The sequence below is a fragment of the Nocardioides asiaticus genome, from assembly GCF_040049175.1.
Taxonomy (GTDB): domain Bacteria; phylum Actinomycetota; class Actinomycetes; order Propionibacteriales; family Nocardioidaceae; genus Nocardioides; species Nocardioides cheoyonin.
Map to the genome: position 1 here is coordinate 612,574 of NZ_JBDZDM010000003.1, position 16,760 is coordinate 629,333.

The 16,760-nt window shown below is 65.0% G+C and carries 9 protein-coding genes; 8 read left to right on the forward strand and 1 reads right to left on the reverse strand.

The window, feature by feature from the left end; genetic code table 11:
* Positions 1-79: 79 nt before the first annotated feature.
* Positions 80-397, forward strand: coding sequence for a hypothetical protein (locus tag ABLE53_RS13535; protein WP_348859479.1), 318 nt, complete (start codon positions 80-82; stop codon positions 395-397).
* Positions 398-405: 8 nt separating this feature from the next.
* Here the strand turns inward: ABLE53_RS13535 and ABLE53_RS13540 are convergent, their stop codons facing one another.
* The gene (locus ABLE53_RS13540) at positions 406-3,111 is read right to left on the reverse strand and encodes a DEAD/DEAH box helicase (protein ID WP_348859480.1); all 2,706 of its coding nucleotides are present in this window, start codon (positions 3,109-3,111) and stop codon (positions 406-408) included.
* A gap of 38 nt (positions 3,112-3,149) precedes the next feature.
* Here ABLE53_RS13540 and ABLE53_RS13545 point away from each other — a divergent pair, with 38 nt between their 5' ends.
* From ABLE53_RS13545 to ABLE53_RS13575, 7 genes are all read left to right on the forward strand, one after another.
* Positions 3,150-6,560: a helicase-related protein gene (locus ABLE53_RS13545; protein WP_348859481.1), complete on the forward strand. Its 3,411-nt coding sequence runs from the start codon at positions 3,150-3,152 to the stop codon at positions 6,558-6,560.
* Between the two features lie 135 nt (positions 6,561-6,695).
* Positions 6,696-9,467, forward strand: a complete 2,772-nt coding sequence (locus ABLE53_RS13550) for a DUF1156 domain-containing protein (protein ID WP_348859482.1) — start codon at positions 6,696-6,698, stop codon at positions 9,465-9,467.
* Positions 9,467-11,143, forward strand: coding sequence for a DUF262 domain-containing protein (locus ABLE53_RS13555; protein WP_348859483.1), 1,677 nt, complete (start codon positions 9,467-9,469; stop codon positions 11,141-11,143). The genes ABLE53_RS13550 and ABLE53_RS13555 overlap by 1 nt, the downstream gene beginning before the upstream one ends.
* A 1-nt stretch (position 11,144) precedes the next feature.
* Positions 11,145-14,504, forward strand: a complete 3,360-nt coding sequence (locus ABLE53_RS13560; RefSeq protein ID WP_348859484.1) for a Swt1 family HEPN domain-containing protein — start codon at positions 11,145-11,147, stop codon at positions 14,502-14,504.
* Between the two features lie 69 nt (positions 14,505-14,573).
* Positions 14,574-15,962: a hypothetical protein gene (locus ABLE53_RS13565; RefSeq protein WP_348859485.1), complete on the forward strand. Its 1,389-nt coding sequence runs from the start codon at positions 14,574-14,576 to the stop codon at positions 15,960-15,962.
* 58 nt (positions 15,963-16,020) lie between these two features.
* Positions 16,021-16,203, forward strand: a complete 183-nt coding sequence (locus ABLE53_RS13570) for a hypothetical protein (protein WP_348859487.1) — start codon at positions 16,021-16,023, stop codon at positions 16,201-16,203.
* The gene (locus tag ABLE53_RS13575) at positions 16,188-16,754 is read left to right on the forward strand and encodes a plasmid pRiA4b ORF-3 family protein (protein WP_348859488.1); all 567 of its coding nucleotides are present in this window, start codon (positions 16,188-16,190) and stop codon (positions 16,752-16,754) included. Before ABLE53_RS13570 ends, ABLE53_RS13575 begins: the two co-directional genes overlap by 16 nt.
* Positions 16,755-16,760: the final 6 nt, after the last annotated feature.

Here is a 16,760-nt window from a genome sequence, read left to right on the forward strand (position 1 = left end):
TATTGCGCCTCGTTGCGCTCGGGGTGCGGCGGCTGACGGGCAGATCTGCGCGGCTGCGGTCGACTCCTACAGTTGAGTCGTGTGTGACGATCTCTCCCTCTTCGGTGACGAGCCGAGCGCGCCGCCTGCTGAGGTGCCCACCGCGCCCACTCCGATCGCAGACTGGCAGGTGGACCTTCTCCGCAAGGCGCTCGACGCCCGTGGACTGACGTCCATGTCTGATCGGCAGCAGGCCATCGAGTCGGCCGCGGGGCGCACCGTCGAGTCGTTGCGTTCCCTGACCCACGATGAGGGCCTGCGGGTGTTGTCACGCCTCGGTCAGCAGCCTTCGGCCGGTCGAAGCGCCACTTCGCAGTGGGATGACCGTGAGGAAGACACCTGGATCGACCGGCTCTGACTCACGGGTCAGGCAAGCAGCCGCTCACGCTCAGCGGCGACGATCTCCCGTGCGACCTCCGCGTCGCTGATGTCGAACGCCTCGGGCGCGCTCTCTGCGGTCTCGGAGACGCGGGCGAACTCGGCGAACAGCTCACTCTTCCGGGCAAGGATCTCCGTGATTCGTTGATCAACGCCTTCCTCGGACAAGAGTCGGTGCACCTGGACCGATTCGAGCTGTCCCATCCGCCGAGAGCGGGCGATCGCCTGCCACTCAGTCGTCGGCTTGAGCTGCGGCTCGCAGATCACGACGACGGACGCGGCTTGGATGTTGAGCCCGACTCCGCCGGCGACGATCTGGGCTACCAGCACAGCGCCGTGACCGGCCTGTGAGAACTCGTCGACCATCTGCTGTCGTTTCACCGCGGCGACCGATCCGGTCAGGGGTCCGAAGACCTTGCCCGGGAGCAAGGACGCGATGTCATCGAGGACGCCGCGGAAGTGCGAGAAGACGAGTACGCGGCGCTCGTTGTCCTCGGCCTCCTCGACGATGTTTAGGAGGCGCTGCATCTTCTGAGAGCTTGAGCCGGCGCGCAGAGCCGCCTGGCGCATGGCCATGAAGTTCCCGTCCATGACAGCGGCGCGATAGTGCTGCTCGTCGGCCGCGGATAGGGGCATCCATTCGTCGACCTCGACCAGATCGGGGAGCTCGGTCAGGACGTCTTCTTGGTTGCGGCGGAGGTACGCGGGAGCGACCTCTTTGCGGAACTGGCGTGGAGCGAACTCAGTGGCGCGCACCATCAGATCCGGGCGGAGGTAGCCGACAAGGTTGCGGAACTCCTCGATTCGGTTCTCCAAGGGCGTGCCAGTGAGAAGGATCGTTCGATCGCAGCCTCGAATGAGTGCGAGCGATCGTCGCGTGCGCTGGGCATCCGGGTTCTTGATGTAGTGCGCCTCGTCGAATACGAGGCATGCGGGCGTCGCGCGCTCGGGGATCTGGCCTTCCAACCAACCGAGGCTGTCGTAGGTCGTGACGGCAACGCCGCCGTTGCGGATCCACGAGGTGAGGGAGCCGTCACGCCCCGCCCCATGTAGCCGGTGTGCGCGCAGGTCCGACTTGGTGCTGACTTCCCGGACCCAGTTGGTGACGACGGCGGCCGGACAGACGACGAGGAAGTGGTGGGAGCCCTTGGCGCGGAGGTGGGTGAGTACGGCGAGCGACTCGACCGTCTTTCCCAGTCCCATCTCGTCGCCGATGATCACCTTGCGCTGCACGATCGCGAACCGAGCGCCGAACGACTGGTAGCCGCGCAATGACGCTTTGAGATGAGTTGTCTCCAACTTGAGGTCGCGGATCGCTTCCAGGATCTCTGCGGGGAGGTCGCCCTGGCTCTTCTCCTCGTCGTCGGACAGGAAGCCGAGTTCAGACAGCATCGCGAAGTAGTCGGCAGGCCGCGCAATGAAGTCTTCCCACGGATCGCCGGCTGCCGCGCGGCCGCCGCTGGTGAGGAGCGAGGCGCGACGGTCGACGGCCGCGATCGCGGATCGCAGGTCGGCCACCGAGCGGGTTTCGGGCACGACAACGATGTGCGAGACAGAGGAGTCCAGCGAGGACGTGATCGGTCGGAGCAGTGCCGCGGCTTCGAGATCGGTCGTCGCGTTCTTGATGGATCGTGCCGCGTCCCAGGCGCGCATCGCCTTCAGCAGATCGGTTGTCGCGGCCGAGCGGTTCTTGATGTCGATCCGGACAGGCATCTCGTCAACGGTGGTCTGCCAGATGGTTCGTGCCGCGCCCACCATTCGATTGCCGGTGGTCTCGCCGACGCCGGGCAGGGAGAGGATTCGGCCACTCTGGTCGAGCACTTGTTGCACTGTCTTGACGCCGGCCGCGGCGAGCGCGCTGATGCGCAGCTGCCCGCTGGTGGCGTCCTTGAGCCGCTCGACGGGCATCTCGGCGACGAGCTTGCGTGCCTCGGCCTGACGCACCGTGTTTCCGGCGGACGTGACCGCCGCTCGGAAGTCACCCTCCCGCTGGAGGGCACGGTCGATGGCGTCGATTGACGTGGCGGCCAAATCGAGCTCGTGTCGAGCGAGGAGTTCGGCGCCCTGCCCCAGCGACCCGGCGAAGCCGACCTGCTCACTCAAGATCGCGGACGTGCCGAGGGCGGACACCGACTTCTTGTCCCATGCCTCCAGGCGGTCCAGCTCAGAGGTGAAGTTCGAGTTCCGGATCCACGTATGGAAGCCGGCGAGCCACTCAGCAGCCTTCGCGCCGCCATCCTTCTTGTCCTTGCCGGCGAACATGCGCCGCGCGCCGAGCACCGACTTCGCATCCTGCATCGCCCGAGCCAGGCCCTCGCTCGTCAGCTCTTCGATCGCGCGATTGCCGTCCGACGAGTAGGCCGGCATCTGGTGGCCGCGCGCCATAGCGGTGACCAGCTCGCCGTCGCCCGGAGTGAGGTTCAACGTTCGCCACGACGCCGTTCGCGCGTCACTCCTGGCGACGACGCGAGCCGCAAGGGCCTGCGCCGCCGTCGTCCGTTCGTCGGTGAGGAGCTGGCGCTCCTTGACCAGCTTCGCTGCGCGATTCGCCCAACCGCTCACGTCGTTTGATACACCCTTGAGGTGCTGGCGTTCTTTTCGCTCCATGGCTCCTGCTGACTCGACCTGCTCGCTGCGAAGATTAGTGACCAGGGCCGACGAATTCGGCGGGATGGCAAAACTGTCGGCGGCCACGGGTAGCGTTCGTCGACTGTCAACCAGGAGGTTTGTTCGTGCAGCTTGAAGAGCTGAAGCCCGGTCTGCGGATCGACGGCCTCATTCCCGCCGAGGTCATTACGGTCCTCGCGGCCCAGTGGCACGGGGCCGACGCGCTCGAGCTCACGTACAAGAACGCCGGCGGCGGTCTGGGCCAGCAAGTGGTCTTCCGCAAGGACCAGGACACCCTCAGCATTGCGCAGAGCGGCAGCCGAGCGTTCGATGCAAGCGCGAGCGACTTCAAGCTGGTTGCGGAGGCCCAGCGGATCTCTCTCGCCGGCCTGTTCGACCCGATGCTCGCTGTCGCGACGAGCGACGTGCAGCCGCTCCCGCATCAGATCCGCGCCGTGTACGGCGAACTGTTGCCGCGCACCCCGCTCCGGTTCCTCCTGGCCGATGACCCCGGTGCCGGCAAGACGATCATGGCCGGCCTCTACATCAAGGAGCTGCTGCTTCGCGACGACGTGAAGCAGTGCCTGATCATCGCCCCCGGCGGACTGGTCGAACAGTGGCAGGACGAGCTCTTCTTCAAGTTCGGCCTCCGGTTCGACCTGCTCACGAACCAGTTGATCGATGCCCAGGTCAACTTCAACGTCTTCGAGACCAACCCGCTCCTGATCGCGCGGATGGATCAGCTCTCCCGCAACGAGCAGCTCCAGGCGCAACTCAAGGAGACCGAGTGGGACCTGATCATCGTCGATGAGGCCCACCGCATGGGCGCTCACTACTTCGGTGGCGAGCTCCGCAAGACCAAGCGCTTCCAGCTCGGCGAGATGCTCGGCCAAATCACCCGCCACCTGCTCTTGATGACCGCCACGCCGCACTCGGGCAAGGAGGAGGACTTCCAGCTCTTCCTCACCCTGCTTGACCGCGACCGCTTCGAGGGCAAGCAGAAGAAAAGCGCCGACGTCAGCGGCATCATGCGCCGGATGGTCAAGGAAGACCTCCTGACCTTCGAGGGCAAGAAGCTCTTCCCCGAGCGCATCGCCGAAACCGTGCCCTACGAACTCACCGCGCTGGAGTACGACCTCTACGAGGACGTCACCCACTACGTCCGCGAGGGGATGAACCGCGCCGAGCGGATCGGTGGCAAGCGCAAGAACACAGTCGGGTTCGCGCTCACGGTGCTCCAGCGGCGCCTCGCATCGAGCCCGGAAGCGATCTACAAGAGCCTCGTTCGACGCTCAGAGCGGCTGGAGCGCAAGAAGCTTGAGATCCAGAATGGCACGTATCGCGAGCTCGAAACCTCCATCGATCTGGGTGAGATCGACGAGGACGAGTTCAGTGCCGAGGAGCTGGAGCAGCTCGAGGAAGACGTGATGGACGCGGCCACCGCCGCGGAGACTGTGGAAGAGCTCAACGCCGAGATACTCGAGCTTGCAGACCTCATCAAGACCGCGCGGCTCGTCCGTGAAGCCGGCACCGACCGCAAGTGGACCGAGCTATCCAACATCCTCCAGGACAACGCCCTCGTCACGGACAAGAACGGCTGGCCACGGAAGTTCATCATCTTCACCGAGCACCGCGACACCCTCGATTACCTCCAGGGCAGGATCGGGTCCCTTCTCGGCAGGCCTGACGCCGTCCGAGCGATCCACGGTGGTGTACGTCGCGCCGAGCGGCGCCAGATCACCGAGGAGTTCACCAAGAACCGCGACTGCCAGATTCTGCTCGCCACCGACGCCGCGGGAGAAGGTCTGAACCTCCAGGCGGCGCACCTGATGGTCAATTACGACCTGCCTTGGAACCCCAACCGGATTGAGCAGAGATTCGGCCGCGTTCACCGCATCGGTCAGGAGGAGGTCTGCCGACTCTGGAACCTCGTCGCCTCGAACACTCGCGAAGGTGAGGTCTTCACCCGCCTCCTGGAAAAGCTCGACCAGATGCGCGAGACGTACGGCGGCAAGGTCTTCGACGTCCTCGGCGAAGCGTTCACCGACACCCCCTTGCGCAACCTCCTCCTGGAAGCGATCCAGTACGGCGAGCGCGACGACGTGAAGGCGAAAATGCACGAGGTCATCGACGCCTCGGTCGGCGACGGGCTCAAAGACCTGCTCGACGAGCGAGCACTCGCCTCCGAGCACCTTGCGGAGGCGGACCTGCACGCCCTTCGTGCCGCCATGGATGAGGCACGCGCACGTCGGCTTCAGCCGCACTACATCGAGCTCGCGTTCAAGGCCGCGTTCACCAAGCTGGGCGGCCGCATCGTCAAGCGTGAGCAGGGACGCTACGAGATCGCCAACGTGCCCCAGCACATCCGCTCTGCCGGCACAGGGCCAATCGCTACCAAGTACGACCGGGTCACCTTCGACCTGAGTCACGTCCAGCCCGGCGACTTGCCACGCGCCGACCTGCTCGCCCCCGGGCACCCGCTGCACGACGCGGTCGTGGGGGAGGCGATCCGTAACTTCGGTGGTGCGCTCAATCAGGGCACGGTGCTGGTGTCCTCGACCCTTGATGAGCCGCAGCTTCTGGTCGGGGTCGTCGAAGAGGTTGCCGACGCGACGGGGGAGTCCGTCGCCCGACGCTTCGGCTACGCCTACGTCGACTCCTTCGGGACGGTCAGCCCGGCGGGCCCGGCGCCGTACTTGGACTGCGTCGCCGCGCCGGCGGGCCCGGTGACAGACGCCGCGCGCGCGATGCCGTGGCTGGGTGACGCTGAGGACAAGGCCATGAGCTGGATCATCGCCAACCAGCTTCCGGAGTACTTGGCCGAGGTCCAGCCGCGCCGGCTCGCCGAGCTCACCAAAGCACGCGACCTGGTCACGAAGCGGCTCAGCGCCGAAAGCGAACGACTGCTGCTCGACGCTGCCGTTGCCTCGGAGAAGGAGCAGATGGGAGAGAAGCCGAAGGAGTCCTCCGACAGCCTGAATCGCAAGGCCGTGGAACTCGACTCGCGCCTCCGCAAGCGACTCGCTCTGCTCGACCAGCAGCAGCTCATGTCGACCAAGCCGCCTCACATCGTCACTGCGGCACTCGTGCTGCCCATCGGCATGCTTGAAGGCGAGATCCCGCCGACCGCACCGATCCACGCGAAGGAGACCAAGGAGGTCGAGCGCCGCGGTGTCGACTTGGTTATGGCGCGCGAACGCGAACTCGGCCGCAAGCCCGTCGAGCAAGCCTTCAACAACAAGGGCTTCGACGTCCTGTCGACCGACGCCAACGGCGACACTTACCGAATCGAGGTCAAGGCTCGGATCGAGGGCTCGAAGGACTTCTTCGTGACCCATAACGAGGTCATGACCGGTAAGAACGCCGTCCCGCGCTACCGGCTCGCGCTTGTCAGGGTCGACCCGCGCGGCGCCCAGTACGACGAAGTCCGCTACCTCGACGACCCGTTCGCTACCACGGACCTCGGCGACTTCGAGGCAACCGGCATCCGCGGGGACTGGGCCAGGACGTGGGCCAAGGGAACGAGCCCTTTCTGACCTCGGGCGGTCCCCGGGTTCACTTCCGTTTCGGCCCATCTGTCGGGCCCCGACGGTAGGTTTCTGTACGCATCATCACGCGCCGCATCTGCGGCGAGGTACGCCCGTTCTCGGGCACGGAGGGTCGAGGAACTAGTGCACAAGCGCAAGCTGATCGAGGTGGCTCTGCCGCTGGAAGCCATCAACCGGGAGTCCGCCCGGGAGAAGTCGATCCGGCATGGGCACCCGTCGACGCTGCACCTGTGGTGGGCGCGCCGGCCGCTTGCCGCTGCCCGGGCCGTCCTGTTCGCCCAACTCATTGATGACCCGTCGTCGCGTCCCGACGAGTTTCCGACAGAGGATCTGCAGCGCCAGGAGCGCGAGCGCCTCCACTCGATCATCGAGCGGCTCGTCGTCTGGGAGAACGTCAGCGATGCCGGATTGCTGGCCGAGGCGCGCGCCGAGATTGTGCGCGCGACAGGTGGTAACCCGCCGCCAGTACTCGATCCCTTCGCTGGCGGCGGAACAATTCCGCTAGAAGCGCAGCGGCTCGGACTCGAGGCGCACGCGTCGGACCTGAATCCGGTGGCGGTGCTGATCAACAAGGCTCTGGTTGAGATTCCGCCGCTCGTTAGCGGACGACCCCCCGTTTTCCCGGGTCTCGCCGACTCGCGAATGGGCTGGTCTGGAACGGACGGGCTCGCGGCGGATGTCCGCGCGTACGGCGACTGGATGCTTGAGCAGGCTCGTTCGCGCCTCTCGGACCTGTACCCGACGGCGGTCACGAGCGACGGTCGATCGGCGCGAGTCATCGCCTGGATTTGGACGCGGACCGTGTCGTGCCCGAACCCGGCCTGCGCGATCGACCTACCGCTTGTTCGGTCATGGTGGCTTGGTAAGAAGAAGGGGAAGGAGGCGTACGCGGTTCCATCGGTTGTATCCGACCCGACTCATCCGAGTGGGAAGCGTGTGGCCTTTTCAATCGGCCATGGCCTCGCAGGCGGTCCGAAGGCGGCCACCGACGGGACGGTTGGCCGCACGGGTGCGACTTGCGTCGCCTGTCAATCCTCGGTTCCCTTGAGCTATATCCGTGACCAGGGACGCGCTCGGCAGATCGGCCAGCAGTTGATGGCAATCTGCGTCGAGGGTAATCGGCGTCGCGAATATCTCCCGCCGACGGAGGATCAGGAGCGACTGGCGCTGGGTGTTGTCGTTCCCGACGACACGATCAGCGGCTCGCTGGGCTTCTACCCGCGAGACCTCAAGGCGCCTACGTATGGCCTGACGGAGTTCGCTGACCTGTTCACCAAGCGGCAGTTGGTCACCCTCACGACGTTCAGCGACCTGGTGGTCGAGGCGCGTCAGCGCGTGGTCGCCGATGGTGGCTCCGATGAGTATGCCGACGCCGTCGGCACCTACTTGGGCATGACGGTCAGCCGCCTCGCCGACCTTGGCAATGCCTTGTGTCGGTGGGAGCCGAATGCCGAGTGCCCAAGGCAGCTGTTCGCGCGGCAGGCCATTCCGATGGTTTGGGACTTTGGCGAGGGCAACCCCCTCGGCGAATCGTCGGGGTCCTGGAAGGTGCTCCTGGATGGCGCTACTCGCGCATTCAAGAGCCAAGCGTTCAGCCGCGGAGACGTCCTGGCCGGGCCCATCGCACAAGCCAGCGCACTCGACAGGCCGCTCGATGGACTGGTGATCAGTACGGATCCGCCGTACTACGACAACATCGGCTACTCCGACCTGTCTGACTTCTTCTACGTCTGGCTCCGCCGATCCCTGCGTACCATTCACCCAGAATTGCTTTCGACGCTTTTGGTGCCGAAGGCTGAGGAGCTGGTCGCAAATCCGTACCGTCACGACGGCAACGGGAATGCCAAGGACTTCTTTGAGCAGGGTTTTCGACGAGTGTTTGAGCGCGCCCGTGAGGTCGCCTCTACAGAGTTCCCAATCACGGTCTACTACGCGTTCAAGCAGAGCGAGTCGGACGATACAGGCGAGGCGTCTACTGGTTGGGAGACGCTGCTCGAGGGCATGATCCGATCGGGCTGGGAGATTACGTCTACCTGGCCTCTCAGGACTGAGACCAGCTCCCGGATGACCGCGCAGGGACAGAACGCGCTCGCATCGTCCATCGTTCTGTCGCTGCGCCCGAGATCCAGAGACGCCGGGTCGATGGACAGGCGGGGATTCGTGGCGGCGCTGGCCGCAGAACTGCCAGATGCGCTGAGGAAGCTTCAGCAGGGGCAGATCGCTCCGGTCGACCTTCCACAGGCCGCGATTGGGCCTGGCATGGCCGTTTTCAGTAGGTACAGCGCCGTTCTGGAGCCCGACGGATCCAAGATGACCGTGCGCGCGGCGCTCGCGCGTATCAACGAGATCCTCGACCAGGTGCTCAACGAGCAGGAGGGCGATTTCGACTCCACTTCGCGATTCGCTATCGCCTGGTACCGCCAGCATGGCTACGGCGTCGGCAAGTTCGGGGACGCAGACAATCTCGCGCGTGCGCGGAACACGAGCGTTGAGGTAATGGATCGCGACGAGATCCTGACCAGCCGAGCAGGGAACGTCCAGTTGATCAAGCCTGCCGATCTGTCGTGGGACTACGACGTCCTCAAAGACCTGCACACCAGCAATTGGGAGGCGCTCCATCATCTTGTCAAGACTCTGGAGCGGGACGGCATCGCGCCAGCTGGTGACTTCCTGCAAGCTGCGCTGAGCCGGACGGATGGCGCCGTCGATGCTGACCTGGTCAAAGAGCTCGCCCACCTCTTGTTCCGGATCGCCGAGGGCAACGGCTGGACGAAGGACGCGCTGAGCTTCAACAACCTCGTCACCAGTTGGCCCGAGATTGTGGAGGTGGCGCGTAGCGCAAAGAAGCCGATTGTCCAGCAGGGGGCCTTCGAGTTCGACGAAGGAGACGAATGATGAAGCTGCTCGACGCAGGCGAGGTCCAGGTCGGCAAGGTCTTCTCCGCCGAGTATGACTTCACGATTCCGGACTATCAGCGCCCCTACGCCTGGGGAAAGGACCAGACCCTCCAACTCCTCGACGACCTCAAGGACGCTCTCGCGAACACGAACGACGAGCCGTACTTCCTCGGCTCCATAGTCTTGGTCAAGCAGAAGGGAAACCCGGCCGCCGAGGTGATCGACGGACAGCAGCGGCTGACGACCCTCACCATCCTCTGCGCGGTGCTGCGCGACCTCACCGCGAATGCGTCTTTGCGCTCGGACATTCATAAGTTCATCGAGGAACCGGAGGTGGTCTGGGACGACAAGCCGGCACGCCCTCGTCTACGACTGCGCGCGCGGGACGCCGCTTTCTTCCGCGAGCACGTCCAGACCGACGGCGCCATCGGCGGCCTCATCGCGCTTCCCGAGCAGGCGCTTGGAACCGACGCTCAGACGGCGATCCGCGACAATGCGAAGCATCTCCACGATGCGCTCACGGAGTGGAGCGAGGACGAGCGGACAGCGTTGTTCAAGATGCTTGGCGGTCGGACGTACCTGGTCGTCGTCAGCACGCCTGACCTGACAAGCGCGTTCCGGATCTTCAGCGTCATGAACTCCCGCGGACTGCCGCTGACCGCGCCCGACATCTTCAAGTCCATGGTCATCGGAGATATCCCGGAGGCCGACCGTTCGTCGTACGCCAACAAGTGGGAGCAAGAGGAGCAGGACCTCGGGCGCGACGGCTTCGCGGAGCTGTTCGGCCACGTCCGGATGATCTATGCGAAGGAGCGCGCCCGGAAGGAGTTGCTGCAGGAGTTCGACGAGCAGGTGCTGAGGGGCTACCTGCCAGGGAAGGGCAAGGCGTTCGTTGATGACGTCCTGATCCCCTACTCCGACGCCTATGAGCACCTCATCACCCAGAACCTGCCGGCTGCTGGGGGGTGGGGCGCCGTCAACAACTGGCTCGCGCGACTCACCCAGCTCGACAACAACGACTGGCGTCCGCCTGCGCTCTGGGCGATGCGGCATCACGCCAGCGACCCGGAGTTCCTGACTGAATTCCTTCGTCGCCTCGAGCGGCTCGCGGCCAGCCTGCTCATCCGGCGCACTTACTCGACGCCGCGAACCACCCGCTACGGCGACCTGCTCAAGCAGCTCGAGGCCGGGGACGGCCTCCACGCATCCGCCTTCGCGCTCAGCAACGAGGAAAAGGAAGCGACCCGGACACGGCTCGACGGCGACATCTACCTGGTCAACCCGGTGCGTAAGTACGTGCTGTTGCGCCTCGACGAGCTTCTGGCCAATCAACCGGGTGTGAGCTATCAGCACAAGATGATCACTGTCGAGCATGTGCTTCCTCAGAACCCGAAGCCCGATAGTGACTGGGTCGCCAACTTCACGGAAGAGGAGCGGGCGAAGTGGACGCACCGGCTCGGAAACCTCGCGCTCCTGAACCGGGCGAAGAACAGCGAGGCGCAACGCTATGACTTCGAGAAGAAGAAGTCGAAGTACTTCACCACCGCCAACGGGGTGGCAATCTTCGCGCTGACGACTCAAGTGCTCGGACAGGACGCGTGGACACCGAGCGTCGTCCAAGCGCGTCACGAGGAACTCCTCGGGAGACTCATCAAGGAATGGGAGCTCGACTGACATGGCCCTGAGCAACCGCGACCGCATCGACCGCATGTTCCAGGTGCTGGCACCAGCGCTGGACGACTTCATCTCCACGGTCGTTGGTCAAGGCGACCCGTCGCTCGGTGCGGTCTGGACCAAGCTCGTCCAAGCGAAAGACAGCAAGAACGGCGCGCCGTCGACCAAGACCTACGACGCACTCGATCCCCAAGTGCAGTTCAGGATCCTCACCGAGGGCAACATCACTGCGGGGTTCAAGCCGGGCTGGTACCCCTTCAACGAGGCCATTGGCCGCACCGGTGAGACGTTCGCCAGTGAGCTTCGGGAGGTGCGAAACGAGTGGGCGCATAACGGGACCTTTACCGATGATGACGCCTACCGAGCCCTCGACACGGGTGAACGACTTCTCAAGCTGATCGGCGCCGCTAAGGAGGCGGACGAGGTCCGTGCCATCCGGTTGAACCTGCGCCGGGTGACGGCCGACAAGGACGACAAGAAGGTTCTCAAGGCCGCCGTCGATAACCCGGAAGCCGCAGGGCTCCGCCCCTGGCGAGAGGTGCTCCAGCCGCACGACGACGTGGCCACCGGCAACTTCCACGCCTCCGAGTTCGCCGCCGACCTCTACAAGGTCGCGACCGGGGGAGAGGTCGATTCCGATTACGCCGACCCGGTCGAGTTCTTCCGCCGTACCTACCTGACCGAAGGTCTCCGTGACCTCATCGGTCGCGCGGTCCGCCGCCTCTCAGGCGACGACAACGCCTCGCCGGTCATCAACCTTCAGACCAACTTCGGTGGCGGCAAGACCCACTCGATGCTCTCGCTGTGGCACGTGGCCGCCGGCCTGCCCGTCGGCAGCTTCCCTCAGGAGACCCAGGAACTCCTCACCGCCAACGGCTACGCGGCCACCTCGGTCAACCGTGTCGCGATCGTCGGCAACCACTTCAGCCCGTCCGGCGTGACCAAAGACGACGGCACCCACGTCAACACCATCTGGGGCGAGCTCGCCTGGCAGCTCGGCGGACCGCAGGCGTACGCCGTGGTGGCCAAGGCCGACCGGGACCGCACCCACCCCGGCGACGCCCTGCACGAGCTGCTCGCCAAGTACGCGCCCGCGGTCATCCTCATCGACGAGTGGGTCGCCTACGCGCGCTCCCTCGTCGGTCGCGACGACCTCGCCGGCGGCACCTTCGACGACCAGTTCACCTTCGCCCAGTCCCTCACCGAGGCAGCCAAGGGCACCAAGGGCGTCCTGCTCGCCATCTCCATCCCGGCCTCGGAGACCGGGGACGCGAGCGACAAGATCGTCGCCGGAAACGCTGAGGAGGTCGGCGGTCAGAACGGCCTTGAAGCGCTCAAGCGTCTCCAGAACGTCGTACGCCGCGTGGCCGACCAATGGCGTCCCGCGTCCTCGGACGAGGCCTACCATATCGTCAAGCAGCGGCTCTTCAAGCAGCCCGATGCTGCAGCGCTCGCGGCCATCGGCGCCACCGCTCGGGCGTACGTCGAGATGTACCGCAAATACTCCGACGACTTCCCGCGTGAAGCGCGCGACGCGGCCTACGAGGACAGGATCAAGCGGACCTACCCGATCCACCCGGAGCTGTTCGACACCCTCTACGAGGAGTGGTCGTCACTGGAACGCTTCCAGCGGACCCGTGGCGTGCTGCGGCTGATGAGCACGGTCATCCATGCTCTGTGGACTGGAGAGGACCAGTCGCCGCTGATCATGCCCTCGTCGATCCCGCTGGCCACGTCGAATGTGAACTCCGAGCTCACGCAATACCTGCAGGACTCGTGGAAGGCGATCATCGACGCTGATGTCGATGGCCCCAACTCAGAGCCGGTTCGCATTGACAAGGAGAAGCCGCTCTTCGGCCAGCGCGCGCTGACCAAGCGGCTCGCCCGAACGGTGTTCTTCGGTGCGGCCCCGACGATCGCTCCCGGGTCGGTGCACAAGGGGATCGGCACGCAACGTGTGTTCCTGGGCACCGCGATCCCGGGCGACATCCCCGGCAACTTCCATTCCGCGCTCACCCAGCTCGGCGACCGCGCGACGTACTTCTACTCGGGTTCGGGCAAGTACTGGTACGACGTTCAGCCCAACATCACGCGCACCGCCAAGGACCAGGCCGAGCGCCTTCACAAGGAGGACGTCTGGGCCGAGATCGTCCGCCGGCTCCAGGACCAGGGTCGCAAGCGCGGAGACTTCGCCGGCGTACACGTGTGCCCCGAATCCAACGCCGACATCCCCGACACCGACGAAGCTCGACTCGTCATCCTGCACCCGAAGTTCGCTCACAAGCGTGGTGCGGAGTCGGCTGCCAAAGAGTTCGCGCACAAGGCCACCGAGCACCGCGGCAGCTCGAACCGCACCCACCGCAACATGCTCGTCTATCTGGCGGCCGACGAGGCCCGCCTTGAAGAGCTCGACAACGCGACCCGCGACTACCTGGGCTGGAAGCACGTCCTGTCGAACGAGGCGGACCTCGACCTGACGCAAAACCAGAAGAACCAGGCGTCGCAGCGGGCGACTCAGGCCGACCAGACGGTCACGTCACGCCTGCTCCAGACGTTCACCTGGGCGCTTGTCCCGGCCCAGCCCGACCCCGGTGCCCCCTTCGTCATCCGCGAGACCAAGGTCGAAGGGCAGTCCGACGCGCTTGCCGACCGAGTGTCCCGTCGACTCGGGAACGACGGCGATCTGTCCACGCGCCAGGCAGCGGCGACCATCCGGCTCGCCATCGGGAAGGTGCCGCAGATCTGGAAGGACGGCCACGTCTCGCTCGGCGCGCTGTGGGGGCTCTACTCGCAGTACCCGTACATGCCGCGACTGCGCGACCGGTCCGTGCTGGACGCCGGCATCCTCGACCTGCCGATGATCTGGCAGACGGATGCTTTCGCTCTGGCAGCTGGATATGACGAGGCGGCCGGACGCTACATCGGACTGTGGACCCCGGAGGACAAGGAGAGCGCGCCGGTCGCGACCGACTCCCTCCTGCTGGTCCGCCCGGATGTCGCGCAGAAGCAGCGCTCTGACGAGCCTGGGCCGGCGCAGGCTCCGGGCCCCGACGTGGAGCCAGGCCCGGGTCCTTCGCCCACTCCTCAGCCCGGTCCCAGTCCGGCGCCGAAGGTCGACATCGTCTGGCCGACGCGGTTCTACGGGGTCAAGACCCTCAACTCCGACAAGATCGCGCTCGAGTTCAAGAACGTCGCCGATGAGGTGCTCGCGCATCTCCGCTCTGGAGAGAACACGAACGTCACCGTGCGGATCGAGATCGAGGCCACGGACTCGGAGGGCTTCAACGAGAGTCGTGTCCGGACGGTCTCAGAGAACGCTCGGACCCTGAAGTTCGACCAGTCAGGCTTCGAGGAGAGCTGAGGCCGTGAATCTTAAACCTACGCTCGGCGCGCACCTCGCGGCTGGCTCTACTTCGACAGGGTGCGTGTGATGGCGAACCCGTTTCCTCGTGGTTCCGAGTGGCGCAAATGGGATCTGCATGTTCATGCCCCTGCTACGAAGCTCAGCAACGGCTACCCCTCAAAGGACGGAGCGCCCGATCTGGAGCAGTTCTGCGAGATTGTCCACGACTCCGACGTTGCGGCAATCGCAGTCACCGACTACTTCTCGCTCGACAGCTACTTCGCAGCCAAGGCCAAGTACGACGAGCTGTACCCAGGCGACCAGAAGCTCTGGCTCCCGAACTTGGAGTTGCGGCTACCTGTCGCGGTGAACAGGCAGGAACAGAACGTCAACCTGCACCTGATCTTCCGGCCGACGTTGACACAGGTCGAGGCCGATAAGTTCTTGGGCCATCTGAAGACCGAGGGCACAACGGGCACGACACGCAACCGTGTGACCTGCAAGGACCTGTCCTCGAAGCAGGACTTCGAGAGTGCGACAGTGTCTATCGAGAGCATCGAGCACGCGATCAGAGAGACGTTCGGCGAGCACGCGGTTCATCGCAGCGAGCGTTCGCAGCACCTCATAGTCGTGGCCTCAGCCAAGGGCGACGGCATACGGCCGGGCGGTACCAGCGGCCGTCAGCGCAAGAACCTGCTCAGCGACGAGATCGACAAGTACTCAGACGGGTTCTATGCCAGCGGCACCGCTGGCTCGCGCGAGTACTTCCTCGACACGACCCGCCTCGAAGTAAATGAGCCGGTCGCGCCCAAGCCGGTCTATGACGGCTGCGACGCGCACAACTTCGACGATCTGCGGAAGGGCTTGGGCAAGCATGTTGCCGATGGCAACGCGCATCGGAGCATCACTTGGATCAAGGCCGACCCGACGTACGCTGGCCTACTTCAGACGCTGGTCGAACCGGCCGAGAGGGTAGCCATCCAGGCTGCGGAGCCCGACCAGAAGGAGCCCTACAAGGTCATCAGGAAGGTGACCTTCAGCGGGGCAACCGACTTCCCGTCTGAAGTTCTCCTCAATCGGAATCTCAATTCGATCATCGGCAGTCGATCCTCAGGCAAGTCGGCGCTCCTTGCGTTCATCGCCTACGCGGTCGACCCTGTCGAGACGGTCCGCATCCAGGCGGAGACAGCCGGGTTGCGCGACGAGAGCGACGCCGGGCCGGCGGCCGGCTTCACTTGGAGTGACGTTGCTGACGTGACCTGCCATGTTGAGTGGGAGTCCGGCGGAAGCACCTCCGGCAAGGTCATCTACATCCCGCAGAACTCCCTGTACGCCCTCAGCGAGCAGCCCGACGAGATCACGAAGAAGATCGCCCCCGCGCTGTTCCGCACGTACCCGACGGTCAAGACGGCCTACGACAGTGCCAAGAGCAAGGTTGACGCTGCCAATACCGGCTCATCGCAATCGGGGGTGTAGTTGCTGCCTGAAGCCGCCGGTCTCGAGCAGCGGTCGAGCGGTCTGGTTGGCTGGGGGTGTGCCGAAGAAGAAGCGGAAGAGTAAGAGCGGCGTGTCCAGGGTCGGTGCGGATCTGGCGTTGCTTCAGACGTTGACGGCGAATGCCGGCCGCGACATGTTCGCTGGGATGTTCGATGAACCGACGCCGGAGGTGCGGGAGGTGCCGGAGCGGGGCGGGGCTTCCGGGTGCGGGTCGACCTGATGTACGCCAAGCCGCCGATCTGGCGTCGTCTCGACCTGCCCGCCGACCTCATGCTCGATGAGTTGCATGACGTGTTGCAGGTCGCGATGGGCTGGGAGGACGGCCATCTGCACAAGTTTGGTGTCGGTGTGGACCAGCATACTCGTGCCTATTTCGTCACTGGATCCGATCTGAGCGAAGGCGACGAAGGCGTCGCCGAAGACGACGTACGGCTTGACCAGGTGGTGTCTGCCCAGGGCGACCGGCTCTTCTATGACTACGACTTCGGCGACGGATGGGAGCACGTGCTGGTGGTCGAAGAAGTTCTCAACGATCCGCCAGCGGATCCGGTCTGTCTGAAGGGCAAGATGGCCTGCCCGCCGGAGGACTGCGGCGGCCTGGGCGGCTACGAGGAGCTCGCCGATTGGGTTCGTGGCGGATACGACCCGGCGGCGACGCCCATGGGGCTCGGTGCCGAGGAGATGCGGGACTGGCTGCCCCAGGACTGGCATCCGGACCGCTTCTCGGTGGACGAGACCAACGACGCTCTGGCCGCCCTGACTACGGGGTGAGGGCTC